Annotated in this window: 25 protein-coding genes; 15 read left to right on the top strand and 10 right to left on the bottom strand. The window is 48.4% G+C overall.

Features of this window, described 5'->3' with window-relative positions; genetic code table 11:
- Positions 1 to 537: 537 nt before the first annotated feature.
- From EH243_RS13355 to EH243_RS13310, 10 genes are all read right to left on the bottom strand, one after another.
- Complete coding sequence (locus tag EH243_RS13355) at positions 538 to 1,908, bottom strand: phosphohexomutase domain-containing protein (RefSeq protein WP_126159171.1); 1,371 nt, start codon at positions 1,906 to 1,908, stop codon at positions 538 to 540.
- Positions 1,905 to 2,282 carry a hypothetical protein gene (locus EH243_RS13350; protein WP_126159170.1) on the bottom strand — a complete coding sequence of 126 codons (378 nt, stop codon included), beginning with the start codon at positions 2,280 to 2,282 and terminating at the stop codon, positions 1,905 to 1,907. The genes EH243_RS13355 and EH243_RS13350 overlap by 4 nt, the downstream gene beginning before the upstream one ends.
- A complete protein-coding gene (locus EH243_RS13345; RefSeq protein ID WP_126159169.1) occupies positions 2,282 to 3,547 on the bottom strand; it encodes a nucleotide sugar dehydrogenase in 1,266 nt (421 codons plus the stop codon). The genes EH243_RS13350 and EH243_RS13345 overlap by 1 nt, the downstream gene beginning before the upstream one ends.
- Entirely contained in the window at positions 3,544 to 5,181 is a 1,638-nt protein-coding gene (pgi, locus tag EH243_RS13340; RefSeq protein WP_126159168.1) for a glucose-6-phosphate isomerase, read from the bottom strand. Before pgi ends, EH243_RS13345 begins: the two co-directional genes overlap by 4 nt.
- 4 nt (positions 5,182 to 5,185) lie before the next feature.
- Complete coding sequence (gene galU, locus EH243_RS13335; protein WP_126159167.1) at positions 5,186 to 6,070, bottom strand: UTP--glucose-1-phosphate uridylyltransferase GalU; 885 nt, start codon at positions 6,068 to 6,070, stop codon at positions 5,186 to 5,188.
- 68 nt (positions 6,071 to 6,138) lie between these two features.
- Positions 6,139 to 6,825 carry a VpsP family polysaccharide biosynthesis protein gene (locus tag EH243_RS13330; protein WP_126159166.1) on the bottom strand — a complete coding sequence of 229 codons (687 nt, stop codon included), beginning with the start codon at positions 6,823 to 6,825 and terminating at the stop codon, positions 6,139 to 6,141.
- Positions 6,815 to 7,540 (bottom strand): tyrosine-protein phosphatase, encoded by a 726-nt coding sequence (locus EH243_RS13325; RefSeq protein ID WP_126159165.1) that lies wholly within the window; start codon positions 7,538 to 7,540, stop codon positions 6,815 to 6,817. The genes EH243_RS13330 and EH243_RS13325 overlap by 11 nt, the downstream gene beginning before the upstream one ends.
- An 8-nt stretch (positions 7,541 to 7,548) precedes the next feature.
- Complete coding sequence (locus tag EH243_RS13320) at positions 7,549 to 9,753, bottom strand: GumC family protein (protein WP_126159164.1); 2,205 nt, start codon at positions 9,751 to 9,753, stop codon at positions 7,549 to 7,551.
- Between the two features lie 82 nt (positions 9,754 to 9,835).
- Entirely contained in the window at positions 9,836 to 10,345 is a 510-nt protein-coding gene (locus EH243_RS13315; protein WP_126159209.1) for a polysaccharide biosynthesis/export family protein, read from the bottom strand.
- 57 nt (positions 10,346 to 10,402) lie between these two features.
- Positions 10,403 to 11,602, bottom strand: a complete 1,200-nt coding sequence (locus tag EH243_RS13310) for an outer membrane beta-barrel protein (protein ID WP_126159163.1) — start codon at positions 11,600 to 11,602, stop codon at positions 10,403 to 10,405.
- Positions 11,603 to 11,915: 313 nt separating this feature from the next.
- On the opposite strand from EH243_RS13310, the gene moaB reads away from it, so the two are divergent.
- The 15 genes from moaB to EH243_RS13235 all read left to right on the top strand — a co-directional run bounded on the left by moaB (position 11,916) and on the right by EH243_RS13235 (position 23,272).
- Positions 11,916 to 12,470: a molybdenum cofactor biosynthesis protein B gene (gene moaB / locus EH243_RS13305; RefSeq protein WP_126159162.1), complete on the top strand. Its 555-nt coding sequence runs from the start codon at positions 11,916 to 11,918 to the stop codon at positions 12,468 to 12,470.
- Positions 12,467 to 13,696: a molybdopterin molybdotransferase MoeA gene (locus EH243_RS13300; protein WP_241235082.1), complete on the top strand. Its 1,230-nt coding sequence runs from the start codon at positions 12,467 to 12,469 to the stop codon at positions 13,694 to 13,696. Before moaB ends, EH243_RS13300 begins: the two co-directional genes overlap by 4 nt.
- Positions 13,697 to 13,841: 145 nt before the next feature.
- Positions 13,842 to 14,087, top strand: coding sequence for a MoaD/ThiS family protein (locus EH243_RS13295; RefSeq protein ID WP_126159161.1), 246 nt, complete (start codon positions 13,842 to 13,844; stop codon positions 14,085 to 14,087).
- The gene (gene mobA, locus EH243_RS13290) at positions 14,087 to 14,683 is read left to right on the top strand and encodes a molybdenum cofactor guanylyltransferase MobA (RefSeq protein ID WP_126159160.1); all 597 of its coding nucleotides are present in this window, start codon (positions 14,087 to 14,089) and stop codon (positions 14,681 to 14,683) included. The genes EH243_RS13295 and mobA overlap by 1 nt, the downstream gene beginning before the upstream one ends.
- A 72-nt stretch (positions 14,684 to 14,755) precedes the next feature.
- Positions 14,756 to 15,334: a TMEM165/GDT1 family protein gene (locus EH243_RS13285; protein WP_126159159.1), complete on the top strand. Its 579-nt coding sequence runs from the start codon at positions 14,756 to 14,758 to the stop codon at positions 15,332 to 15,334.
- A 13-nt stretch (positions 15,335 to 15,347) separates the two neighbouring features.
- Entirely contained in the window at positions 15,348 to 15,704 is a 357-nt protein-coding gene (locus EH243_RS13280; RefSeq protein WP_126159158.1) for a CidA/LrgA family protein, read from the top strand.
- 5 nt (positions 15,705 to 15,709) lie between these two features.
- On the top strand, positions 15,710 to 16,420 hold the full coding sequence (locus EH243_RS13275; RefSeq protein ID WP_126159157.1) for an LrgB family protein: 711 nt from the start codon (positions 15,710 to 15,712) through the stop codon (positions 16,418 to 16,420).
- Positions 16,421 to 16,710: 290 nt separating this feature from the next.
- Entirely contained in the window at positions 16,711 to 17,820 is a 1,110-nt protein-coding gene (gene zapE, locus EH243_RS13270; protein ID WP_126159156.1) for a cell division protein ZapE, read from the top strand.
- Between the two features lie 531 nt (positions 17,821 to 18,351).
- Positions 18,352 to 18,780: a 50S ribosomal protein L13 gene (gene rplM, locus EH243_RS13265; RefSeq protein WP_126159155.1), complete on the top strand. Its 429-nt coding sequence runs from the start codon at positions 18,352 to 18,354 to the stop codon at positions 18,778 to 18,780.
- A gap of 13 nt (positions 18,781 to 18,793) precedes the next feature.
- On the top strand, positions 18,794 to 19,186 hold the full coding sequence (gene rpsI / locus EH243_RS13260; RefSeq protein ID WP_126159154.1) for a 30S ribosomal protein S9: 393 nt from the start codon (positions 18,794 to 18,796) through the stop codon (positions 19,184 to 19,186).
- Positions 19,187 to 19,472: 286 nt separating this feature from the next.
- On the top strand, positions 19,473 to 20,069 hold the full coding sequence (gene petA / locus EH243_RS13255; protein ID WP_126159153.1) for a ubiquinol-cytochrome c reductase iron-sulfur subunit: 597 nt from the start codon (positions 19,473 to 19,475) through the stop codon (positions 20,067 to 20,069).
- The gene (locus EH243_RS13250) at positions 20,069 to 21,316 is read left to right on the top strand and encodes a cytochrome b (RefSeq protein ID WP_126159152.1); all 1,248 of its coding nucleotides are present in this window, start codon (positions 20,069 to 20,071) and stop codon (positions 21,314 to 21,316) included. Before petA ends, EH243_RS13250 begins: the two co-directional genes overlap by 1 nt.
- Positions 21,316 to 22,077, top strand: a complete 762-nt coding sequence (locus tag EH243_RS13245; protein ID WP_126159151.1) for a cytochrome c1 — start codon at positions 21,316 to 21,318, stop codon at positions 22,075 to 22,077. The genes EH243_RS13250 and EH243_RS13245 overlap by 1 nt, the downstream gene beginning before the upstream one ends.
- Positions 22,078 to 22,167: 90 nt before the next feature.
- Positions 22,168 to 22,797 carry a stringent starvation protein SspA gene (gene sspA / locus EH243_RS13240; RefSeq protein ID WP_126159207.1) on the top strand — a complete coding sequence of 210 codons (630 nt, stop codon included), beginning with the start codon at positions 22,168 to 22,170 and terminating at the stop codon, positions 22,795 to 22,797.
- Between the two features lie 61 nt (positions 22,798 to 22,858).
- Positions 22,859 to 23,272 carry a ClpXP protease specificity-enhancing factor gene (locus EH243_RS13235; RefSeq protein ID WP_126159150.1) on the top strand — a complete coding sequence of 138 codons (414 nt, stop codon included), beginning with the start codon at positions 22,859 to 22,861 and terminating at the stop codon, positions 23,270 to 23,272.
- Positions 23,273 to 23,336: the final 64 nt, after the last annotated feature.

The following is a 23,336-nucleotide window of genomic DNA, read 5'->3' as shown; positions in this document are numbered from 1 at the left end:
TTTGGGTTTTGTGGTTTATCGCGACGGGGGCGTCACTCGCTACGGTATTGTGTGAAATTGAATGGTTTGTGTTTGTAGGAGGCGTGCCCTCACGCCGAAGGTTTGGATTTTTGTGGTTAATCGCGACGGGGGCGTCGCTCGCTACAAGCGTGTTGTATTACGAGATTGAGGCGTGTCCTCACGCTGATGGTGTTGGGTTTAGCGGGTTAATCGTGACGGTTGTGGTGCGATATTGAATGTTTTGTAGGAGGCGTGCCCTCACGCCGATGATGATGGGTTTGGCGGGTTAATCGCGACGGGGGCGTCGCTCGCTACAAGCATGTTGGATTGCGAGATTGAATTGTTTGTAGGAGGCGTGCCCTCACGCCGAAGGTGCTGGTTTTGTGGTTTTATCGCGACGGGGGCGTCGCTCGCTACAAGTGTGTTGGATTGCGAGATTGAATTGTTTGTAGGAGGCGTGCCCTCACGCCGAAGGTGTTGGTTTTTATGGTTTAATCGCGACGAGGGCGTCGCTCGCTACAAATTTGTTGTTTTGAATTATGCTCTGAGAAGCTTGAGTAATTCGTCCGTTTTAGCTTGCATTAGAACTTGGTCGCCTCGGGTTTCAACGTTAAGGCGGACAACCGGTTCGGTATTCGATGAGCGTAAGTTAAAGCGCCACTCGCCCATATCAAGGCTGATACCATCGGTGTAATCGATTGCAGTAGCACTCTCTTTGTAAGTATCCAGAACCCGTTCAATGGCCGCTTTAGGGTCGTACAGCTTACTGTTGATCTCACCGGGGGAAGGGTATTTAGTGATGCGGTCGTCCACAAGTTGCGATAGTGTTTTGCCTTTTTTGCTAAGCAGTTCGGCTACGAGTAACCAAGGCACCATGCCGCTATCGCAGTAAAAGAAATCACGGAAGTAATGGTGAGCGCTCATTTCGCCACCGTAGACGGCATCTTCTTCACGCATCCGCTCTTTTATGAAAGCATGCCCCGTTTTACTTTGAATCGCTCTACCGCCACCGGCGGCAACGATGTCTAGGGTGTTCCAGGTTAAGCGAGGATCATGGATAATCGCTGCGCCCGGGTTTTTGGCCAAAAAGGCTTCGGCGAGTAAGCCAACAATGTAATAGCCTTCAATAAAGCGGCCATTCTCATCAAAGAGGAAGCAGCGGTCAAAATCGCCATCCCACGCAATACCCATATCCGCTTTGTGTTCTAGCACAGCGGCAATGGTGTCGGCACGATTCTCTTCAAGAATCGGATTAGGGATACCGTTGGGGAAGGTGCCGTCGGGTTGATGGTGAATCTTGATAAATTCGATCGCGACTGAGGCGGCTTTAAACTGTGTTTCTAGCGCATCGATCACATGCCCGGCAACGCCGTTACCCGCATTCACCACCAGTTTTAGTGGTTTAAGGTCTTGTAGATCGATGTAGCCTTCCAGATGTTCTACATAGTTGGCTAATGTATCCACCTGCTTGTAGCTGCCTTGTTTGGTGATATCCGGGGCACTGAATTTATTTTCGCGTGCCAGTTGTTCGATATCATTGAGGCCGGTGTCTCCGCTGATAGGGCGTGAACCCTCACGTACCAGCTTCATACCGTTGTAATCTTCGGGGTTATGGCTCGCGGTGACGACGATGCCCCCGTCGGTTTTTAGGTGTGAGGTTGCAAAGTAGATCTCTTCCGTTCCGCATAGGCCGATATCTAGCACATCGACGCCGGAATCTCGTAGTCCTCGGGTGAGGGCCTGCTTGAGTGATTCGGTGGATAGGCGCATATCGCCGCCGACAACAACGGTTTTAGGCTTGAGGAATTCCGCATAGGCTCGGCCGATACGGTAGGTTAGGTCTTCATCCAGCTGAGTACCCAGCTGGCCACGGATATCATAGGCTTTAAAACAGGCTAGTTTGCTCATTGGCGTTTCTCTGAAGGTTGTAAATAAGAGGAATCTGTAAAAAAATATCGGCTGATACGCCAGACAAGCCAAGGGGTAAATATGATGGCAATGCCTGTCAGGTTGGCATACATATCGTAAAGTGAAAAATGCCGATGGGCTAACAGCGCTTGCTGAATAAATTCGGCGCTGCAAGCAAGGATCAATAGGCTAGCGATGAACAGGGGGATAAATCGACGGGAAACCGTCCATAGGCCAACCAATGTCATTGCCGCAAATCCGGCTAGATGGCCAAATTTATCCGACTGATTAAATAGCTGAGGGGGCGGTGTTTGACGAAACAGCCCATACAGCAGTGCCGCAGCACAGAGGCCGAACAATATTTTTCTTAGCATTAGCGACCGACGCCTATATAAGTGAAGCCATACATCTCGAGAGCGGGCTTATCGAAGATGTTGCGACCGTCGATAATAAGAGGGTTACGCATGGATTCGAGTATTTTATGGTAATCGGGCGACCAGTACTCAGGCCATTCGGTGATCAGCAGCAGGGCATCGGCATCAACGACGGCCTCATAGGCATCGTGGCAGAGTCGGATAAGCGGCTCTGATGGGTAGTGTTTCTGTAGATTACCTAATGCCTCTGGATCATGGACATTAATCTGTACGCCTTGCGCTAACAATGCATCGATAGTTTTTAAGCTGGACGCATTCTCAATATTGGCGGTTCCCGGTTTGAATGAAGCCCCCCAAATGGCAACGGTTTTACCCGTAAGATCACAGTGGTAGTGTTGCCATAGTTTCTTAAAGAGCAGTTCTTTCTGTATCTCATTTTCTGAAATAACGGTTTTCAGCAGTGAGTTTTGTCCTCGTTTTTCGAAAATATCGGAAAAACGGGCAATGTTTTGGTTGAAGTTTTCACCACCGAAGCCGCAGCCGGGACTCAAATAGTGACTGCCGACCCTTGGATCTGTTCCCATGCCTTCACGAATAATGTCAATATCGACACCCATCTGATCGGCAAGATTGGCGAGTTCATTAATATAGCCAATCCTTATGGCCAGCATGCCGGTAATCGCGAGTTTGGTAAACTCTGCTTCGCGGCTGCTCATGAGTAGCAAGTTTTCTATGTGTTGCAGAAAGGGGCGGATGACGGAACGGGTCATGGTGATCGCCCAGTCATTATCGCTACCGATAGTGATGCGTTTGGGGTGGCTAAAGCCCTGTAAAGCTTTACCTTCCTGAAGGCTGTTTGGAATATAGACGACAGCTTGGTTATGATTTTTGTTTAAGTAGGCTTGCAGTTGGTCTGTTGCGCCTACACCAAAATTACACTGATTAATGATTAACAGGTTTTTAGGCACGCTGGTGGCGAGACTCTGGATAATCTGTTCGGCGGTCTCAAATTGATTATGTTCCAGAGCAAACCAGTGGATAGCGGTTTCACTGTCGACGGTGTGGGTTCGCTGTAGGCGGCCCTGTACCATTTGTAATTCGATCTGATCCAGCAAGCCAGGTTCATCACGCAGTGCAGAAATATCATGCAGAGGTTTAGATTGCTGTGCTTCAGGGCCCTCTATACGCACATCGTTGCCAGCGCGAGCTAAGCTCGCCGCCGCCACCCAAGCGGTTAGATCGGCGCCATAGACTTTAATTTTCATGACTTAACCTCTCGGCGCTGTTGTTGCACAAAACGGATCAACCCTTCGGTTGAGCTGTCGGTTTTAGCGGCAACAGGGTCGGTAAACTGATCTAGCAGTGATGTGGCGACCTGTTTACCAAGTTCGACACCCCACTGGTCAAATGGATTGATCTCCCAGATAACCGATTGCACATAGACCTTATGTTCGTACATGGCGATCAGAGCACCAAAGCTTTCTGGCGTGAGTTCGTCCAGAATAATCGTTGTGCTCGGCTGATTGCCCCGATAGCGTTTATGTAGTGGGGCATTGTCGGCATTATCAAGCACACTGTCCCCCAAGGCTAATAAGCGTGATTGTGCGAGGCAGTTAGCCAGTGTTAACTGATGCTGTGCCTGAAGTTCTTCACCATATTCCTGATAACGCAGCGCCGGTGCGATGAAATCACACATGACCGACTCAGTACCCTGATGCAGCAGTTGATAGAATGCATGTTGAGCATTCGGACCGACCTCTCCCCATAAAATCGGGCAGGTTGAGTAGTCAAATTTATCGCCGTTAAGGGTGACGCTTTTGCCGTTGCTTTCCATCTCTAGCTGTTCAAGATAAGCCGGCAGGTGTTGTAAACGGCCATCGTAAGGCAATATGGCATGGGCATGAATATCGAGGAAATTTATATTCCAGATGCCGATCATGCCTAATAAGGCCGGGAGGTTTTCAGTCAGTGGGGTATGTCTAAAATGGCTATCCATCTCATGGGCGCCCGCGAGCATCTTACGGAAATTATCGTTGCCAGTGTGCAGAGCGATCGCCATGCCAATAGCAGACCACATGGAATAGCGGCCACCGGTCCAATCCCAAAAATGCAGTTGGTTTTTTTCGGGGATGCCCCATTCAGACGCTTTTGTTGGGCTAGCGGTGATACCGATAAAATGATGTTGGCTGATCAGTTCGCTTGATAAGCCGCTGGCGTTAACCAGCCACTCTCTGGCGGTATTCGAGTTCGCCAAGGTATCGATAGTTGAAAACGATTTTGATGACACGATAAATAGCGTAGAGGCAGGATCTATTTTATTTAATAGTCGCGCCAGTTGGCTACCATCCATCGAAGAGACGAAGTGTACTTCGATATGTCGGATCTCAGCGCTGGTAAACATATTCAGTGCACGGCAGGCCATCAATGGGCCTAAATCAGAGCCGCCTACGCCGATATTGATAACATTGGTAATGGGGCTGCCATCATAGCCTCGCCATTGACCATTATGGATCTGCTCGACGAGGGTCTCCATGCGCTCTAAGGAGGAGTGAATCTCTTGCGAAATATCGGCCTCACCTAAGCGCAGCGGTATCTCTTTAGGCTGACGCAGCGCGGTGTGTAACGCGGGGCGATCTTCAGATGTGTTGACATGCTCACCGGTGAACAGCGCTTCAATCTTTTCGGGTAAGCGCTGTTGTTCTGCTAGTTGGATCAGTTTTTCTAGTGTGTTGCTGCTGATGCGTTGTTTAGAAAAATCAGCGAGACAGTGGGCAGCACTAAAACTGAATCGATCAAAGCGCTGATCATCTTCGGCGAATAGATCTTTGAGATGTTTATTGCCCAGCTCTTCGGCGTGCTTATTGAGGGCTGTCCAAGCTGGCGATTGATCAACGGTCATCGTCTCAGTCCTGTTGTGCGAGGAACTGTTTAAAACCTTCAGCGGTATCGGGGTGCTGAAGTCCATAAGCAACATTGGCTTGTAGAAAGCCTAGTTTGTTGCCGCAGTCGTAGGTTTTGCCGGTCATGCGATAGGCTTCTACGGTTTCATCTTTTAGTAGCTCGTCGAGCGCATCGGTCAATTGAATCTCATCACCGGCACCCGGTTTGGTGTTGGCCAGCAGGGCCATCACACGAGCGGGTAGCACATAGCGGCCAACCACGGCTAAATCTGAAGGGGCTTCATTTGTCTTTGGTTTTTCAACCATGCCTTTGATCGGCGCAGACTCTCCGGCCGCGGGTTTAACGCCGTTGCAGTCGGTAATGCCGTAAAGGTGTACTTGGCTCTGGGGGACGGATTCAACCATGATCTGAGCGGCGTTATGTTGCTCAAATGCGGACACCATTTTCTGCAGGTCGTTCTCTTCCTGCTGATAATTATTCACCAGTACATCAGGAAGGATAACCACGAAGGGTTCGTTATTGACGATTTGCGCCGCGCAGTAAACCGCATGGCCAAGGCCTTTAGCCTCGGGTTGTCTGACAGAGATAATAGTAACGTCTTTTGGCACGATATTACGGACGGAATCTAGAATCGCAGTTTTGTGTTTGAGCTCTAGCTGGTGTTCTAGCTCATAATTGGAGGCGAAGTGATCTTCAATCGAGGATTTGCCACTGCGGGTAACCAGAATGATCTCTTTAATGCCGGCTTTTACCGCTTCTTCAACAACATGCTGGATAACCGGTTTGTCGACAACGGGTAACATCTCTTTAGGAATCGCTTTGCTGGCAGGAAGTACTCGGGTGCCTAGGCCGGCAACAGGAATTACAGCTTTGCGTACGGTTGTCATAAGTGGCTCCATGGTATCGAGTTGTTATCGTATGTATTAATTGAACATCTGCTGTTTAATCTGACCTTTTAAAAGCCGCAGAGTCGTTTGCGTTGTTTTGATTCTTCTATATAGATGCAGGCTAAACCTAGTTTGTTAATCGCCGAAAGCCTTTGCTTGATAGACTTACCGTTACGCTTAATACCCCGTTCGATATTCTTTATCAGGCTGTCTTGGATTTGACTGTTGAGCTGAAACCAACCTAACATACCGGCTTCTGCTACAACGATATTGACATCATTCTCCCAAGGGCCAAAGGCCATAGCCTGGGTTAATGCTTGTGCATACTCACTATCATACTGTTGTAGCATGGCTTTCATTAACGCGAGATTTGCCCAGCTGTAGGGCCAGTTGGGACGTAATCGTGTGGCTTGTTGATAACTAGCCAGTGCTTGTTGAGTGTATTCAATAAAGAGGGCTTGATCTCCCTGTTGATAACTATTGATTGCTTGATAGTAGTTGAGCAGCCCCTGCATATCTCTGTATTCAGCATTGCGAGGATCTTTACTTATAGCCGTATGGATACTGCTTAACGCTTGCTCTAATTCGTCCGGCGTAGGGGTGTGACCTGTTTTTTGCCAGTGCTTAAGGTGTTGGCGAGGACTGTAGCCATATAGATCGGCGAAACCAATGCTGACGGAATAAAAAATGGCCGCGCATAGGGCGATGATTAACGGTAAAGTTATTAACAGTCGTTGTTTAGAACTAGGGGGCATGGGAGTGGATGATCTGTTCCGGTGTCTCTTTTACCAAGCGCAACGCGGCTGCTTCACCAATGATATTAGCCGCGGCTTTTAGGCCTTCTGATAGGATCGGGGGGCGGTGAGCGACATTATGTGCATCTGTTGCCAGCACGGTTACCCAATCTCTGGCGAGTAGTTCTTGGGCTATTTCAAATGCCTTAGCACCAAATTGCCCAGCAACCGACATGGCGGTCACCTGCAGCAGGCAGCCTTGCTCGATAAAGGGGTTAATCTTATCGATATTATTGATAATCTCTTTATTGCGTTCAGGGTGAGCGATCATCGGAATAATATTTTGCGCTTTTAGCCAACCAATCAGTTTATCGCTACCCGGAGGGATATGATTGTGAGGGAACTCAAGCAACAGGACTTTCTTTCCCTCCCACTCTCCTAGAAAGGGGATTTTTCCCGATGGAATCATGCTGATCATCTCGGCGGAGATACGCAGCTCGGCCCCCATGCTCATCGTCAGGGGGATGTCGTGCTCAATTAAAGCTGCTTGCAACCGCTGCAATACAGGCTCTATGGTCGCGATCTGGTTTTCATAACGGCCCGGATGAATATGGGGTGTCACAACCATATGGCGAATGCCGTCACTGGCCGCTATGCGGGCCAGTTGCAGCGATTCGTCAAGGGTCGATGGTCCATCATCGATACCGGGTAGTAAATGGCTATGCAGATCAATCATTAGGCATCCTATTTTTCAGCTGTATAACCATAAACATCATAGTAGCCGTAGTAATCATCCCCATACTTAGCGGATTTTTTAATATCAACTTGGTTCAAGACAACGCCGATCAAGGGGGCTTTCACCTCGTTGAGGCGTTTAAGACCGTTTTTAGCCAGTTGATAATTGGTAGCGTCAGCCTTAACGACATAGATCATCGCGCCCACATGATGTGATAGTACTAATGCATCGCTCACCGCCTGAGTCGGCGCGGTATCGATGACAATCCGATCGTATTTTGTTTCCAGTACTTCAAGTACTTTGGCAAAGCGAGCAGAAGACAGCAGTTCCAATGGGTTGGGCGGGATAATACCAGACGGCAATATATCAATACCTGATTTTTCGTCTTTATGTATGGTCTCTTCCAGTTTTGCTGTACCGGCTACCAAGTTAGATAAGCCCGCCGATTTACCAGATAACCCAAAGGCCTTGGCAATGGATGGGCGACGCATATCCGCATCAATCAACAAGACTTTTTCCATCTGGCCAAGGGAGTAAGCAAGGCTCAGTGTGAGTGAGGTTTTACCTTCACCTGGCGCCGATGAGGTGACACATAAGATCTTATGTGGGTTATCCAACGCTGAAAGCACGATACCGGTACGGATGGTGCGTACAGACTCGGCAAAGGCTGATTGGTTTTCATCCAAATAAGCGGTATAGCTGACGTTATCAGTTTTCTTACTTTTCGCTAGCTTAGGTAATAAGCCCAGCATGGTAGCGCCAAGTTTACTTTCGACATCTTGTGCAGTCTTAATGGTGTTGTTCAGCGCTTCTAACAAGAAGGAGAACATGATGCCAAACATGATACTAACCACAAATGCTAGTGCCATAATCAACCCTTTCTTAGGTTTTTCAGGGCCTCGTGGTGGCTGTGCTGGATCAGAAATGCGGGCGTTAGCCGATTGTAGATCACCGGTCGCATTGGTTTCGCTTAAACGGGTGAAGAAGGTGTCATATAACTGACGATTGGCGTCCACCTCTTTCTCAAGCTCTTTCAGACGATAATCTTTACGATTAATCGATTGAAGGTCGCGTTTTGTTTGATCGACCGCCGCTTTGAGGGAGCGTTCAGCGGAAAGTGCTAGGCGGTACTCGTTCTCGATACCGTTGACGACAGAAAGAATCTGAGCATTCAAGCTGCGTCGAGCATTGTCTAGCTCAGACTGAGCGGCTTTCATCTTAGGGTGCTTAGCACCATAACGTTTAGAGAGCTCTGATTTTTTAAGCTCGGCCTGCAGTACGGTTCCTTTAAGGCTCTGTACTAATGGGTGTTGCAGAATGGCTGGGATCAGCTCAAAATTTTCAGGATTACGCCTATCTAGTTTTTTGATCTGGCGGTTTAGGCTTTCGAGCGCCATACGTTCCCGACGAGCTTCAATGTGTTTGCTAGCAACCATATCGAGTTCGTTGTTAGCAATATCAAAACCACCATCGCTACCGACAATCTGTTCTTGTTCTCGGTATTGCTGTAGGTTTTGCTCAGAGACTTTGAGTTTTTCACGTAGACCGCTCAAGCGCTCCATTAACCAGCCGGATGCTTTCATCGTTAGCTGCAAGCGGGCTTCTAAGTTGTTTTCTATATAGGCATCGCCAACGGCGTTGGCAATCTCAGCTGATAGTAGCGGCTCGTAAGAGTCATAACTAATCTTAACGAGTTGGGTCTTGCGAATGGGTTCAATGGTTAGGTTGCCAATTAACTGAGAGGTCACATTTTGGAGCTTGATCCGTGCCATCTCTTCTTCAGATGGTTCCTCTACTACTCCCAGAGGTAGTAAAGCCTTAGCTGAAGCGATGGTGTTAGCGATAAACCCAGGTGCTTGGTTGAACTCAGGGTGATCAATTAAATTGAGCTTGTCGATCACCCGTTCTGCTAGCTGGCGGGATTTAAGAATCTCAAACTGAGTGAGGTAGTATTCACTGTTACCGGAATCTAGGCCATAGACTTCTTCAATCGAGACGACGTTAGCGTTTTGTGATTCTATCAGCAGTGTCGCTTCAGCCCTATAGATCGGTTTCATCGAGAAAACGACCAAGGTTGTCAGCATTGTCACCACAATGGCAAAACCGAATATACCCCACTTATGCCGGTTTATCGTATTCCAGTATTGGCGTAGGTCGATTACATCATCGCCCATCAGGCGGGAGACGTTTTCTTGAGAGTTATTCGTTTCCATACTTTTTGCGTGGTCTCTGTAGTGTGTATGCGGAACGTTGATCGAATTTCTTTTGTTCTAAGGCTGTTGCAGGGACTGCCAGTTAGAAGAAACTTTGTTCAATAGTAATAATATCGCCTGGTCTGATCTGAGTATTCAGTTTAACGAGACTGGGATTTTTTGTTTCACCGTCGTGTGAAACAAACAGTTTGCTCTTTGAGGCTCGTTCGGTAAAACCGCCGGCCAGTGCCACAGCTTTTTGCAATGTAAGCCCTGGTTGGTAGGGGTAGCCACCGGGTTCTTTGACTTCGCCATTAATATAAAATTGGCGATATTCTAATACGGTAATACTGACTTGCGGGTCGTGTAAGTAGCCTTCCGCCAGCCCTTGTTGAATCAATTCACTGAGATTGCCGATGGTCATATTGAGTATTTTTAACTCACCTAAAAATGGATAGGCGATCGTGCCGGCATCACTTAAGCGAATCTCCATGCTCAGGTCTTCTTCACCAAATACTTGGATGCTGAGTAAATCGCCTGAGCCGAGGCGGTAGTCAGAGAGGGTCGTTGTTTCAGCCGCAGCGACTGAACAGAAGAAAATCAGAGTAGCCATAAAGGCTACCCTGATTGATTTAGCACTGAATATCATAGAAAACTCAATTGTTTCAGTTTATAGAGATGCGTTAAGAGTTAGCATGACTAGGTTTTTATCATAGTCAGTATTAGCAAGGTTAGAGTCTTGATCACTGTATGTGTAATTCAGACCAAAGGTTAACCAACGGCGCATATCATAGTTCATACCGGCGCTGAAGGATGTTGTATCATCTTCACGGCCACTGGCAGAACCTTCATAAACTTCGTTAGTAAAGCCTAAGCCAAGATCAGTACTTACAATACTGTTCCACGCATGGTTCCAGTTGATATTGTAGTTTTGAGTGTCAATGAAGTTGCCGGTACCGGTGCTTTCGGCTGAACTACGGCTGGTGCTGATATCAACTTTAGAGTAAGTGAGAGGTTCCCAGCGAACAGAAGCTTCCCAGCTGGAATAGGTTTCGTCATCACGGCTTGAAGAGTCGAAATCTTTTTCACTCAAACCAAACTTAATAGTCCCCGTTGTTTTAGCCGTACCTTCCCAAGTTGCACCGACGAGGTATGTCCAAGTGCTACTATCAAGTGAGCTGGCTGGATCAACATCGTAGTCGATATCTTTATTACGCGCTTCAAAAAGCAATGAAGTTTTTGGCATGATTTTATAATAGAAAACTGTACCCAAGGTTACTTCGGTGTCATCTCGACCCTTAGTGATAGAACGGAAGTTTTGATACTCACGGTCTAGGTGGTCACCATAAACTTCGATACGGCCGGTTGCACTCGGTGCACCATACATGTAGCTAAAGCCAAGGGTTGTTGTGTCATATTCCAAGGGTGATGTAACGCTATTAGCGATACCGCCAGCCGCACTTAAACCCGTACCCCGTGCTTCATGTCCTTTGTTATAAGCAGCTTGCAGATCTAGCACACTGCGTTGGCTAAATTCTAAGTGCGCGTCTGCCGCAAGCTTGTGGTCAGTATAATTATCAGCGGTGCTGTCTTGGTGCATCCCTTCGCTGAGTTGATAGGTTAACCGATAGGCATTCATGCCATCTTCTGCGACTAACTGAACAGAGGGGGACAGAACAGTGATTATTTCATCTTCTTCGTTGCCGGATGTGCTGAAAAAGTTATCGTCATAACCAACTTGAGTACTAATCATTGGGATTATTTTGATCGGACCTGCATCAATGGCAGCAGGTTCAATAGCTGCAGAAACAGGTAGTGACATGATTAATGCAGAAGGGGCTATTAAATTGACTAACGTTCGCTTTTTCATCGGCTGCTTTCCTTATAAAATGTTCTATGTGATGCCATGTCAGTCCAGTCTTTGAATATTATTCAACCGCGTATGCTAATGGTTAAGCATAAATAATATGAACAGTGGCCTTGTAGCTTTGTGCAATAGTATCATGTGTTTTTTTTTAGCGGTACTGCTTGGCGTTAGGAAATAACCCCATTTTGGTTTTTTTGTTGCGCTGCGAGAACTTTATCTCCGTTAATGTCGTGAGTGCTGTCCAGTTAAATGTATTGTCTAGTTTGCCGTGTATGTGTTGCATGCCGGTGACATAGCCTTTTTAGTGAGATGTTTTATGGGTCATAACAAGAAAGAAGTACCTTTTCAGTCATTGCAGATGGCCGTGTTGACGGTGTCGGATACACGCACCGAAGAGACTGATACGTCAGGTGATGCATTAGTAGAGGGTTTGAGTACTGCGGGGCATGTGTTGGCGGATAGGGCGATCTGTCCGGATGATGTGTATCAGTTGCGGGCCGTAGTTTCCCAGTGGATTGCCGATGAAAAGGTTCAGGCGGTTTTAGTGACGGGCGGTACAGGCTTTACGCTGCGAGATACCACGCCTGAAGCCTTGCTGCCGTTGTTGGATAAAACGATCGAAGGCTATGGAGAGTTGTTCAGGCAGTTATCGTATGACGAGATCGGCACCTCGACGATTCAGTCTCGCGCCTTTGCGGGTGTTGCTAATCGGACGCTGATCTTTTGTATGCCTGGCTCGACAGGGGCCTGTAAAACGGCTTGGAACGGTATTATTCGGGAGCAACTGGATGCACGGCATCGTCCCTGTAATTTTGTTGAGATGGTGATGACCTCTCGCGCGGTGGAATCTGCATGTGGGCCACGCGGATGAGTTGTGATGCACGTCAGTCATTGATGCCAGTGAAGGAGGCGTTAGCGGCGTTGTTGGCTAACGCAAAGCCGAGCGCGGATGTTGAGTGGTTGGCGATAGAAGATGCGCTAGGGCGGGTATTAGCCGAAGATCAGCTCTCCGTCGTTGATGTACCGCCGCAAGATAATAGCGCAATGGATGGTTATGCGCTGAATACGGCCGCCCTTGGCGATAAGAGTGTTAAGCGGCTGAGAGTGTCACAGCGTATTCCTGCGGGTACTGCGCCTCAAATGCTGCAGCCTCAAACGGCGGCTCGATTGTTTACCGGTTCTGAAATCCCTCTCGGCGCTGATGCGGTTGTTATGCAAGAGAATACCGTTGCAGTCGATGAAGGTGGCGAGCAGTGGGTCGAGTTCCTTGAGGTGCCCGTTGCAGGTAATAATATCCGTCGTCGAGGGCAAGATGTTCGTGCGGGGCAGGTGGTGATGCCGGTAGGGACTCGCTTACAGGCGTCGCACTTAGGTGTGCTTGCCTCTGTTGGGATCGCGCGGGTTCAGGTGTATCGGCCAATCAAGGTGGCGGTGTTGGCGACGGGGGATGAGTTGGTCATGCCGGGTAATCCTTTAAAACCGGGTCAGATCTATAACTCGAACCTATTTACCTTGCGTGGTTTGTTGCAGGGGTTGGGTTGCGAGATCGTTATGTCTTCAATGGTGGAAGATACCCGTGAAGGTACGATTGCTGCGTTGCAGCAGGCGTCGGAACGGGCTGATTGTATTATTACCAGCGGCGGCGTGTCGGTGGGTGAAGAGGATCATGTTAAAGCAGCGGTGGAATCGCAGGGTGAATTAAAGCTCTGGAAGTTAGCAATTAAACCGGGCAAGCCGATGGCATTCGGTTATGTTAATGGTAAGCCTCTGTTAGGGTTGCCGGGAAATCCTTCAGCGGTATTGGTGACCTTTTGTATTTTGGCGCGGCCTTTCCTGCTGAAGTCGATGGGTGTTGCGTCGGTTTTGCCTCAGCAGTTATTCGTCGAGGCGGGCTTTAGCCGTACGCGCGCGATTAGTCGTCAGGAGTATCTGCGGGTCGAATTGGTTGCTGGGCGTGCAGTGTTAGGGCATAGCCAGAGTTCGGGTGTATTAAGTTCGGCGGTAACGGCAACGGGTTATCTTGTCGTTCCTGCGGGGGCTGTCGTGAATGAAGGCGACCGGTTACCGTTTATTCCATTTAGTGAAGTGGGTATCTAGGCGGTATCTTGTTGTGCCGATGGGCTTCATTTTGCTATCTGCAAACATAAAACAATAAATAGAAGCGGTTAATCTAATCGTAGTTAACCGATGTGTGCTTGTGGATAAGTCGCTTCTCGGTGAGCTGTCTGAGTAGGGTGATGTAATGGTTAAGGTGTTATTTTTTGCTTCATTGCGGGAAGCGCTGGGGGTGGGACAGTTGAACCAGCCTTTGAACTGTGGTGAGTCTGTGGCGGATTTGGTTGCCGCTCTGCAATCGCGAGACGATGTTTGGCAGCGAGCGTTGGCTGGCACTCTGCTGTGTTCGGTTAATCAAGAAATTGTGCCTCTGGATACGCAGATCTCAGCGGGTGATGAAGTGGCGTTATTTCCACCGGTAACCGGCGGGTGATGGCTATTAAGCCGCTGGATGTGATTGTCTTGGCTGGTGGAGAGGGGCAGCGAATGGGCGGTCGTGATAAAGGCTTGGTTGCCTTTCGTTCGCAGCCGATGGCTGGTTTCGCGGTGCAGCTAGTCAAACCGTACACACAGCGGTTGATCATTAGTTGTAATCGACACCTGCCGGACTATAGCGAACTGGCTGATCAGGTGGTTGTCGATGAGTTGGACGGTTTTCAGGGGCCACTGGCTGGTATCTTAAGTGGTTTGCGTGTCTGCAATACTGAGCAGGTGTTGGTCTTGCCCTGTGATACGCCGTTACTAAAAACGACGCTGATTGAGCGATTGTTAATGGCGGCTCAGGCAAGGCCCGAGGCTATTACGGTTTTATCCGAAAAGGATAAGTTGCATCCGCTGCATGCGGTCATCCCGCGGCGGCTTGTGGATGATCTGTCCCAGTGGTTAGAAGGCGGTCAGCGAGCCGTGCAGCGCTGGATGCGGACTCATCCTTTACAGTTGATTGATATCGTCGATATGTCTGATCAATTATGTAATTTGAATACCTTGCAAGAGCTTCATGTCGCCGAAAAATTAATAGATAACGCCTAAGTTTAAAGTGTAATGACTCAGTGCCGTGCTTAATTCTGTATAATCCCCGGATTTTTTGGGCGGAATGGCTTTATGGATCAACTGGGGAGTTTTATTGGGACTTTTTTACTGGTATTTCTGGCGGAGTTCGGTGATAAAAGTCAGCTGGTGTGTATGACCTTAGCTGCGCGATATCGGCCGTTACCGGTAATTTTGGCGGCGGTAGTGGCGTTTTCGGTTTTAAATGTGCTGGCCGTCGTTGTGGGATCGGTGGCGGCGAACTGGTTGCCTCGATCAGTCGTGTTAATCGTTGTTGCGGTTTTGTTTCTCTGGTTTGGGCTGCAATCGTTCAGAACAGAAGAGGATGACGATGCCGGTGGTTTAGGGTTATCGGGCAAAAGTATCTTTTTATCGGCCCTAGTGATGCTGTTTTTTGCCGAATTGGGTGATAAGACTCAGTTGGCGGTGATGGGGTTGGCTAGTGCCGAGTCGCCGGTGGCTGTTTGGTTGGGGGCGACAGTCGCGCTGGTGGCGACGTCGATCATAGGTGTTATGGCTGGGCGCGCCTTGATGCGTTATGTTTCTGTGGTTTGGCTGCACCGAGTATCTGGTGTGTTATTTATGCTATTTGGCATTTATGCCGCGAGTGAAGCGATGTCGTTACTGATTTAATCTGGGAGGTGAGATGTTAGTTGGTTTTCTGATACTGCTGCTGTTTCAATTGGTCGGTGAGCTTATTGTTGTACTGCTGGGGATGCCGGTGCCTGGGCCTGTGGTTGGGATGGTGTTGTTGTTGCTTTGCCTGATTATAAAAGGGGAGGTGCCTGAATCGTTACGGATTCCTTCCGAAGCCTTATTAAAGCATCTAGCGTTGCTGTTTGTGCCTGCTGGCGTTGGGTTGATGACCCATTTTTCTTTGTTAAAGGCGGATTGGCTGGCGATCCTGTTGGCATTAATTATCAGCACTGGTCTAACCATTGTCGTGACGGCGCTGATTCTCAATCCTTCCGCTAAAAAGTTGCATCAGTTGGAGCGGGAATAGTCACGATGGAATTTTGGACGTTTTTTTCCGCTAAGCCATTGCTATGGCTGGTCGTCACCATTGTGACCTTTATTGCGACATCGTGGTTTAATCGACGCTTAGGAGGCACGCCTTTACTGCACCCGGTGTTGGTTTCCTTGTCGTTGATCATTGTGTTTTTATTGTTAACCGGTACCCCGTATGAGACTTACTTTGAGGGTGCGCAGTTTATCCATTTCCTCTTAGGGCCTGCGACAGTGGCCTTAGCGGTGCCTTTGTTTGACCATTTCGAGCGGGTCAAAAAGATGCTGTTACCATTGTTGCTGGCTTGCATGGCAGGAGCGGTGACGGCCGCGGCCTCCGCCGTGTTAGTCGCGCAGGCGCTGGATGCTTCATTGGGTACCTTGTTATCGATTGCGCCAAAATCGGTGACATCGGCGATAGCTATCGGCGTCGCTGAAAAGCTAGGCGGCTATCCGTCGTTGGCTTCGGGTTTAGTGCTGATTACTGGCGCGATCGGCTGCATCTTAGCGCCACCTATTTACCGTATTTTGAATGTGACCGATGAAGCCGTTAAAGGCTTTACCTTAGGCGTGTCGGCTCATGGTATGGGTACCGCCTATGCTTTTGAGTATGGCCTGATGGCAGGTGCTTTTGGTGGTTTAGCCATGGGGATGACCGGTGCTTTTACAGCCTTTATGTTGCCTTTGTTGATTCCTTTGATGGGGATTGGTTAGGGGTTGTAGCCAATCCCTTCGGTGTTAGGGTGTGTTTACATTGGTAGGAGCTGCCTCTGGCTGCGATGGATTTAATTGAGATTTATCGCCCCTAGAAGGGGCTTCCACAGAATGCGATTAATTTTTTATGTCGTAGGAGCTGCCTCTGGCAGCGATGGTTTTGCTCAATGGTTGGCTCGGCTTACTCCTTTGTTGCGTTGCAAAAACAGGGGTTGGAGAGTAAAGTGCCCAACCTTCTTTTATATCCTTTGATGATATCTGACATTAGCTAGAATGGTACGGTTTCTCGCATGACTCCTATTGCTCGTTATAAAAAAGATCTTGAAAGAGATGATTTCTCCTATGATTCGGCTCAGGAAGAGGCGGTTAAGCATCTGCAGCGTTTGTATGACGATCTCGTTGCTCGGCAAAATGAGCCAAAGCCTTCAGGGTTTATGAGCCGTCTGTCGGGCAAGCTGAAAAAGAAAACCGTTGAACCGGTGAAAGGGCTGTATTTCTGGGGTGGCGTTGGTCGGGGTAAAACCTACCTGATGGATACCTTCTATGACAGTCTGCCGTTTGAGAATAAAGAGCGGACCCACTTTCATCGTTTTATGCAGCGCGTTCATCAAGAGCTAAAGCTATTAGATGGCACCCCTAATCCGCTAGTTGAGATTGGGAAGAAATACGCCAGCGAATTCCAGATTATCTGCTTCGATGAGTTTTTTGTTACCGATATCACCGATGCCATGATTTTAGGTGGGCTGCTGGAAGAGTTGTTTAAAAACGGCGTATCCCTGGTGGCGACCTCGAATATTGTACCTAACGGCTTGTACGAGAATGGTTTGCAGCGTTCTCGCTTTTTGCCAGCGATTGATATGCTCAATAAGTTTACCGAAGTGGTGAACGTCGATAGCGGTGTTGATTACCGCTTACGAACCCTTGAACAAGCTGAGTTGTATCACTTCCCACTCGATGCGGCTGCGGACGCGAGTTTAAACCAGAGCTTTGAACGCTTGGTGCCTGATCTTAAAGAGGTGGCTGAAGACTGCGTGCTAGAGATTAATGGCCGGAATATTCAAGCGCGTCGCTGTTGTGAAGATGTGGCTTGGTTTGAGTTTTCTGAGTTGTGCGAAGGGCCACGTAGTCAGAATGATTACATCGAGCTGAGTAAGATTTTCCATGCGGTATTGATCAGTGATGTGCCTCAGCTTGGGCGCAGTAATGATGATGCCGCCCGTCGTTTCGTTAACTTGGTTGATGAGTTTTATGATTGTGGCGTGAAGTTAATCCTCACTGCTGAAAAGTCCATTCATGAAATTTATAGCGAAGGGCGATTAGAGTTCGAAATTCAGCGAACCCAGAGTCGCTTGCTTGAAATGCAGTCGCAAGAGTATTTAGCACGAGAGCATCGCGTTTAAAGAAGTGGTTGATGCGGGTGTCGGTGGGGAATGGGCCGCACCAAAATATCCCAAGATATCTCCGTAGGGGCGAAGATCCCACGGTTTTTTTGTAGGGTGCGGTGAGGAACGAACCGCACCGATGGTGCCGGTATCTGTAAAGGTTGCCGTTGAAGGTGCGGTTCGCAAAGCTCACCACACCCTATGGGAATGGCGGGTGCGTGGTGAAAATGAACCGTGTCGGCCAAGTTTGTCGTTGAAGGTGCGGTTCGCGAGGCTCACCGCACCCTACGCGAAGGCTGTGTTGGCGTACCAAAGCATCGCTATATCTATCGCTGCGAGCACTCGGTTTCCTTCGGTTTGATTATATTGCGTCGCAATAATCTTTTTATTGGCATATTTTTGCAGTTGCAGTATAATCCGCGCTCCTTCGGATTGGTCCGGGGAATTTTGACGTTGTAGGCCACGGTTTACAACCAATAATTATAAGGTCGTCGAACCTTGCTAATCACACGATTGGCCTTGTTCAGACTGATGTATAGGTAAATTATCATGACTACATTTAGCGCTAAGCCTGCAGAGGTAAAACGCGATTGGTATGTTGTTGACGCAGAGGGTAAAACTCTTGGTCGTCTGGCTACCGAAATTGCTCGTCGTCTACGCGGCAAGCATAAAGCAGAATTCACTCCTCATGTTGATACTGGTGATTACATCATCGTTGTTAACGCTGAGAAAGTTAACGTAACCGGTAACAAGCGTAAGGACAAAATGTACTATCGCCATACTGGTTACCCAGGTGGTCTGCGTGAAACTTCTTTCGAGAAGATGGTTGAAACTCATCCTACACGCACCATCGAGTTGGCCGTTAAGGGCATGTTGCCTAAAGGTCCCCTGGGTCGCGCTATGTACACTAAGATGAAAGTGTACGCTGGTGCAGAACATCCGCATGCGGCTCAACAGCCACAAGAACTGAACGTCTAAGGGGCAGGTCAATATGTCTACAACTCAGTATTACGGCACAGGCCGTCGTAAATCCTCTACTGCACGCGTATTTTTGCGTCCAGGTACAGGTAAAATCACTGTTAACCAGCGTGAACTAGATGTTTACTTCGGTCGCGAAACTGCTCGCATGATCGTTCGTCAGCCTCTTGATCTGACTGGTAACACTGATAAATTTGATGTTTACATTACCGTTAAAGGCGGTGGTGGTTTCGGTCAAGCTGGTGCGATCCGTCACGGTATCACTCGTGCGTTGATGGTATATGATGAGACTCTACGTCCTGAACTGCGTGCTGCTGGTTTTGTTACCCGTGATGCGCGTGAAGTTGAACGTAAGAAAGTTGGTCTACGTAAAGCACGTAAGAAACCACAGTTCTCTAAGCGTTAATTCGCGGCGATACTTTTTTGTATCGAACAAAAAGCGCCCGTGCCAGCAATGGTTCGGGCGTTTTTTCGTTTCTGTAATGGTGCTTTGTGGTGAGGTCAAGACTTGCTCGACTATAGGCGTAAAAAGGCGGTTTTACCCCTATTTATCCTTGTAAGAAGCAGGGAATTTCATTACTATTTGTGCCATTTTAAAAATCCGTTAATTCGGTATTCATTACTGAGCAACCCAATAATGACTGCACTGCAATAGTGTGGCGTTATAGGTTGAGTGAGGGGAGATAGTCTTAATGAGTAATGACGGCGTGAATAAGGGGCGGCGACGTCTCCTGATCGGTGCCACCTCTGCTGTTGGGGCAGTGGGTGCCGTAGGAGCTGCTGTTCCGTTCGTGGCTTCATGGAACCCGAGTGCCAAGGCCAAAACGGCTGGTGCTCCGGTTAAAGCTGATGTCAGCAAGCTGGAAATTGGTCAGCAGATGATCGTGAAGTGGCGCGGCAAGCCTGTATGGATTGTTCGCCGTGGACCGGAAGCTTTGGCCAATTTGGCAAAGATTTCTGATCGTTTAGCGGATCCTAAGTCGACAGTACCACAGCAGCCGGCGTATATACCGGGCACACCTGCTCGTTCACTGCGTGAAGATATCGCGGTGATGGTGGGTATTTGTACCCATTTGGGTTGTTCTCCGACGTACCGTCCTGAACTTGGCCCTGAAGATTTGGGTGCTGATTGGGTTGGTGGTTTCTACTGCCCATGTCATGGTTCTCGTTTTGACCTGTCTGGTCGTGTATTGAAGGGTGTTCCGGCACCTACTAACCTGGTGATTCCGCCTCATTATTATGAGAGCGAAAATGTGATCATCATTGGTGTGGATCAGGAGACTGCATAATGGCTGGCGCACGTAATAAAGGAAATCCAGGCATCATTGGCTGGATCGATGATCGTTTCCCGCTGACGGCGATGTGGGATGATCATTTAGCAAAATACTACGCTCCAAAGAACTTCAACTTTTGGTACTTCTTTGGTTCCCTCGCTCTGTTGGTTTTAGTTAACCAACTGTTGACCGGTATCTGGTTGACTATGAGTTATAATCCAACCGCAGAAGGCGCGTTTGCTTCGGTTGAATACATCATGCGTGATGTGGATTACGGCTGGTTGCTGCGTTATATGCACTCCACCGGTGCTTCCGCTTTCTTTGCTGTGGTTTATCTGCATATGTTCCGTGGTCTGCTGTACGGTTCTTACCGTAAGCCGCGTGAATTGGTATGGATCTTCGGTATGACGATCTATCTGGCGCTGATGGCTGAAGCCTTTATGGGTTACTTGCTGCCATGGGGACAGATGTCTTACTGGGGTGCACAGGTAATCGTATCGCTGTTCTCTGCCGTGCCGGTGATTGGTCCGGATCTAGCAGAATGGATTCGTGGTGATTATCTGATTTCTGGTATCACGCTTAACCGTTTCTTCTCGCTGCACGTTGTTGCACTGCCGATCGTCCTGCTGGGCTTGGTTGTTATGCACATCATCGCTCTGCATGAAGTGGGTTCTAACAACCCAGACGGTATCGAAATCAAAGAGAAAAAGGACGAGAACGGTATCCCACTCGATGGTATTCCATTCCACCCTTATTACACCGTGAAAGATATTGTTGGTGTAGTGGTCTTCCTGTTCGTATTCTGCCTAATCATCTTCTTCTTCCCTGAGATGGGTGGTTACTTTATTGAGCAGCCAAACTTTGAACCGGCTAACCCGCTGAAGACCCCGCCGCACATCGCGCCGGTTTGGTACTTCACACCGTTCTACGCTATGTTGCGTGCGATTCCGCCTATTGCGGCTTCCCAGTTCCCTGGTGTTGTAGTGATGGGTGGTGCGATTGCCATTCTGTTTGTTCTTCCTTGGTTGGATCGTAGCCCAGTTAAATCTATGCGCTATAAAGGTTGGATGAGTAAAGTTTGGTTGGTTATCTTTGCCATTAGCTTTGTGATTCTGGGTTACTTAGGAGTTGTTGCATCTTCTCCTGGCCGTACACTGGTGGCACAGATCTGTACTGCACTGTATTTTGCATACTTCTTCCTGATGCCGTTCTACACCAGAATGGAAAGCACTAAACCGGTACCGGAAAGGGTGACAGGCTAATGAAAAAGTTTTTTATCGCAATTATGTTGGTGCTGGTGCCTGTCGTCGCCAGTGCGAATACCGGCGGGGTTCATTTGGACACCATGGGGCCGGATCATACCAATAAAGAATCTCTGCAACGTGGTATGAAAACCTTTGTTAACTACTGCATGGGTTGCCACTCGGCTAACTTTCAGCGTTATGAGCGTGCTGCTGTCGATTTGGGTATGCCTAGCGAGTTGGTGCAAGAGCACATGATCTTTGGCGAGTCCAAAGTGGGTGAGCAGATGACCATTGCTATGCCACAGGCGGATGCAGCTGGTTGGTTTGGTACTCCTCCACCTGATTTGACGTTGGAAACACGTCTACGTGGTGAAGATTGGGTGTATACTTACCTGCGCAGTTTCTACAAAGACCCTGCACGTCCTTGGGGTGTGAATAACGTTGTCTTCCCTGACGTTGGTATGCCTAACGTGTTAGAGGGACTGCAAGGCCTTCAGGTTAACCATTGCACAGCGTCTGAGATGGCTCATCATGAGAAAACCATTGATCCTCTGACTGGCCTGACAATGGGTGGTTGCCTGAGTGTTGCTGAAAAAGGCGAGCTTTCGGTTGAAGAGTTTGATAAGACCGTTTATGACCTAGTTAACTTCATGTCTTATATGGGTAACCCTGTTAAGCTTGAATCTGAACAAATTGGTTATAAAGTGCTGATCTTCTTGGCGATCTTGTTTGTCTTCGCGTTTGCGCTGAAGAAGGAGTTCTGGCGAGACGTTCACTAAACGTCTGCTAGACAAGATTACCGATACGCGGGCCAATTTTGTTGGTCCGCGTATATTTATTTTATGGAACAAGTGAAACGGGGTGATTTAATGGGTGTAGTGGCCAAGCGTTCTTCTATGACTTTTTACTCCGATGGCAATGATCATTATAGCCATCGGGTACGTATCGTTCTGGCAGAAAAAGGTGTTGCAGTTGAAATAAACGATTGCGATCCAAACAGTTTGCCTGAGGATCTGGCGTCACTGAATCCATACAACAGCTTGCCGACTCTGCTAGATCGGGAACTGGTGTTGTATGAGCCAAATGTGATGATGGAGTATCTGGATGAGCGTTTTCCTCATCCGCCGCTACTGCCTGTCTATCCTGTTGCACGTGCTGAAAGTCGTTTGTATATGTACCGTATTCAGCGTGATTGGTGTTCTTTAGCGGATATCATTTTGACCGCTGAAGACGCGGATGATGCTGACAATGCACGTAAAGCCTTGCGTGATAGCTTAGTGGCTGTTTCACCGATCTTTGGTGAGAAAGACTTCTTTATGAGTGAAGAGTTTACCTTAGTAGACTGCTGTATTGCTCCGTTGCTATGGCGTCTAGAGATTCTAGGTGTTGAGTTGCCGGAAGCGCAGTGCAAAGATCTTATTAAGTATATGGAACGTCTGTTTGAGCGTGAAGCGTTTCAGATCAGCTTGTCTGAAGAAGAACGTGAAATGCGTGACTGATACGGTCGACATTAATATATAAAGGATGGGTTTTTACTCATCCTTTTTTTTGGAGTAAAAAATGCAATCGAGTCGTGGATATCTTATTCGTGCGCTGAATGAGTGGATTCTGGATAGTGGCTGGACGCCACATTTGGTGATTGATGCTGAAATTCAGGGTGTGATGGTGCCGCAGCAATTTATCAGTGATGGTCAGATTGTTTTGAATATCGCGCCTTCTGCGGTGCAGAATTTATCGGTCGACATTGATGCGGTGAGCTTTAATGCGCGTTTCGGTGGTGTGCCGATGAATGTATTTGTGCCTATTGTTGCTGTCATGGCGATCTACGCCCGTGAGAATGGTCAAGGGATGGGTTTTGGTGCCGAGCCGGGTGTTGAGGCGCTTTTCGCAGAAGAGCCTGAAACGGACCCTAAGCCCCCAGAACCGCCTAAGCCGAAAGCCAAGAGCCGCCCTTCGTTGAAGGTGGTTAAGTAGTATTCCTCTGATGTGTCGTCCAGCATTGGTGCACCATTGGTGCGGTTCATTCTTCACCGGCACC

The sequence above is a fragment of the Amphritea opalescens genome (assembly GCF_003957515.1).
Classification (GTDB): Bacteria; Pseudomonadota; Gammaproteobacteria; order Pseudomonadales; family Balneatricaceae; genus Amphritea; species Amphritea opalescens.
The sequence above is the reverse complement of the archived record's forward strand: the minus strand, read 5'-3'. Positions and strand labels throughout refer to the sequence as shown.

Excerpts from the sequence above, each read along its gene's own strand:
- EH243_RS13295 (WP_126159161.1), top strand. The coding sequence starts at position 13,842 with ATGGTTAAGGTGTTATTTTTTGCTTCATTGCGGGAAGCGCTGGGGGTG.
- EH243_RS13285 (WP_126159159.1), top strand. The coding sequence starts at position 14,756 with ATGGATCAACTGGGGAGTTTTATTGGGACTTTTTTACTGGTATTTCTG.
- sspA (WP_126159207.1), top strand. The coding sequence starts at position 22,168 with ATGGGTGTAGTGGCCAAGCGTTCTTCTATGACTTTTTACTCCGATGGC.
- EH243_RS13325 (WP_126159165.1), bottom strand. The coding sequence starts at position 7,540 with ATGATTGATCTGCATAGCCATTTACTACCCGGTATCGATGATGGACCA.
- EH243_RS13245 (WP_126159151.1), top strand. The coding sequence starts at position 21,316 with ATGAAAAAGTTTTTTATCGCAATTATGTTGGTGCTGGTGCCTGTCGTC.
- EH243_RS13320 (WP_126159164.1), bottom strand. The coding sequence starts at position 9,753 with ATGGAAACGAATAACTCTCAAGAAAACGTCTCCCGCCTGATGGGCGAT.
- EH243_RS13350 (WP_126159170.1), bottom strand. The coding sequence starts at position 2,282 with ATGCTAAGAAAAATATTGTTCGGCCTCTGTGCTGCGGCACTGCTGTAT.
- EH243_RS13355 (WP_126159171.1), bottom strand. The coding sequence starts at position 1,908 with ATGAGCAAACTAGCCTGTTTTAAAGCCTATGATATCCGTGGCCAGCTG.
- rplM (WP_126159155.1), top strand. The coding sequence starts at position 18,352 with ATGACTACATTTAGCGCTAAGCCTGCAGAGGTAAAACGCGATTGGTAT.
- petA (WP_126159153.1), top strand. The coding sequence starts at position 19,473 with ATGAGTAATGACGGCGTGAATAAGGGGCGGCGACGTCTCCTGATCGGT.
- EH243_RS13250 (WP_126159152.1), top strand. The coding sequence starts at position 20,069 with ATGGCTGGCGCACGTAATAAAGGAAATCCAGGCATCATTGGCTGGATC.
- galU (WP_126159167.1), bottom strand. The coding sequence starts at position 6,070 with ATGACAACCGTACGCAAAGCTGTAATTCCTGTTGCCGGCCTAGGCACC.
- EH243_RS13345 (WP_126159169.1), bottom strand. The coding sequence starts at position 3,547 with ATGAAAATTAAAGTCTATGGCGCCGATCTAACCGCTTGGGTGGCGGCG.
- EH243_RS13300 (WP_241235082.1), top strand. The coding sequence starts at position 12,467 with ATGAGTTGTGATGCACGTCAGTCATTGATGCCAGTGAAGGAGGCGTTA.
- zapE (WP_126159156.1), top strand. The coding sequence starts at position 16,711 with ATGACTCCTATTGCTCGTTATAAAAAAGATCTTGAAAGAGATGATTTC.
- EH243_RS13310 (WP_126159163.1), bottom strand. The coding sequence starts at position 11,602 with ATGAAAAAGCGAACGTTAGTCAATTTAATAGCCCCTTCTGCATTAATC.
- EH243_RS13275 (WP_126159157.1), top strand. The coding sequence starts at position 15,710 with ATGGAATTTTGGACGTTTTTTTCCGCTAAGCCATTGCTATGGCTGGTC.
- EH243_RS13330 (WP_126159166.1), bottom strand. The coding sequence starts at position 6,825 with ATGCCCCCTAGTTCTAAACAACGACTGTTAATAACTTTACCGTTAATC.
- pgi (WP_126159168.1), bottom strand. The coding sequence starts at position 5,181 with ATGACCGTTGATCAATCGCCAGCTTGGACAGCCCTCAATAAGCACGCC.
- EH243_RS13235 (WP_126159150.1), top strand. The coding sequence starts at position 22,859 with ATGCAATCGAGTCGTGGATATCTTATTCGTGCGCTGAATGAGTGGATT.
- mobA (WP_126159160.1), top strand. The coding sequence starts at position 14,087 with ATGGCTATTAAGCCGCTGGATGTGATTGTCTTGGCTGGTGGAGAGGGG.
- rpsI (WP_126159154.1), top strand. The coding sequence starts at position 18,794 with ATGTCTACAACTCAGTATTACGGCACAGGCCGTCGTAAATCCTCTACT.
- EH243_RS13280 (WP_126159158.1), top strand. The coding sequence starts at position 15,348 with ATGTTAGTTGGTTTTCTGATACTGCTGCTGTTTCAATTGGTCGGTGAG.
- EH243_RS13315 (WP_126159209.1), bottom strand. The coding sequence starts at position 10,345 with ATGGCTACTCTGATTTTCTTCTGTTCAGTCGCTGCGGCTGAAACAACG.
- moaB (WP_126159162.1), top strand. The coding sequence starts at position 11,916 with ATGGGTCATAACAAGAAAGAAGTACCTTTTCAGTCATTGCAGATGGCC.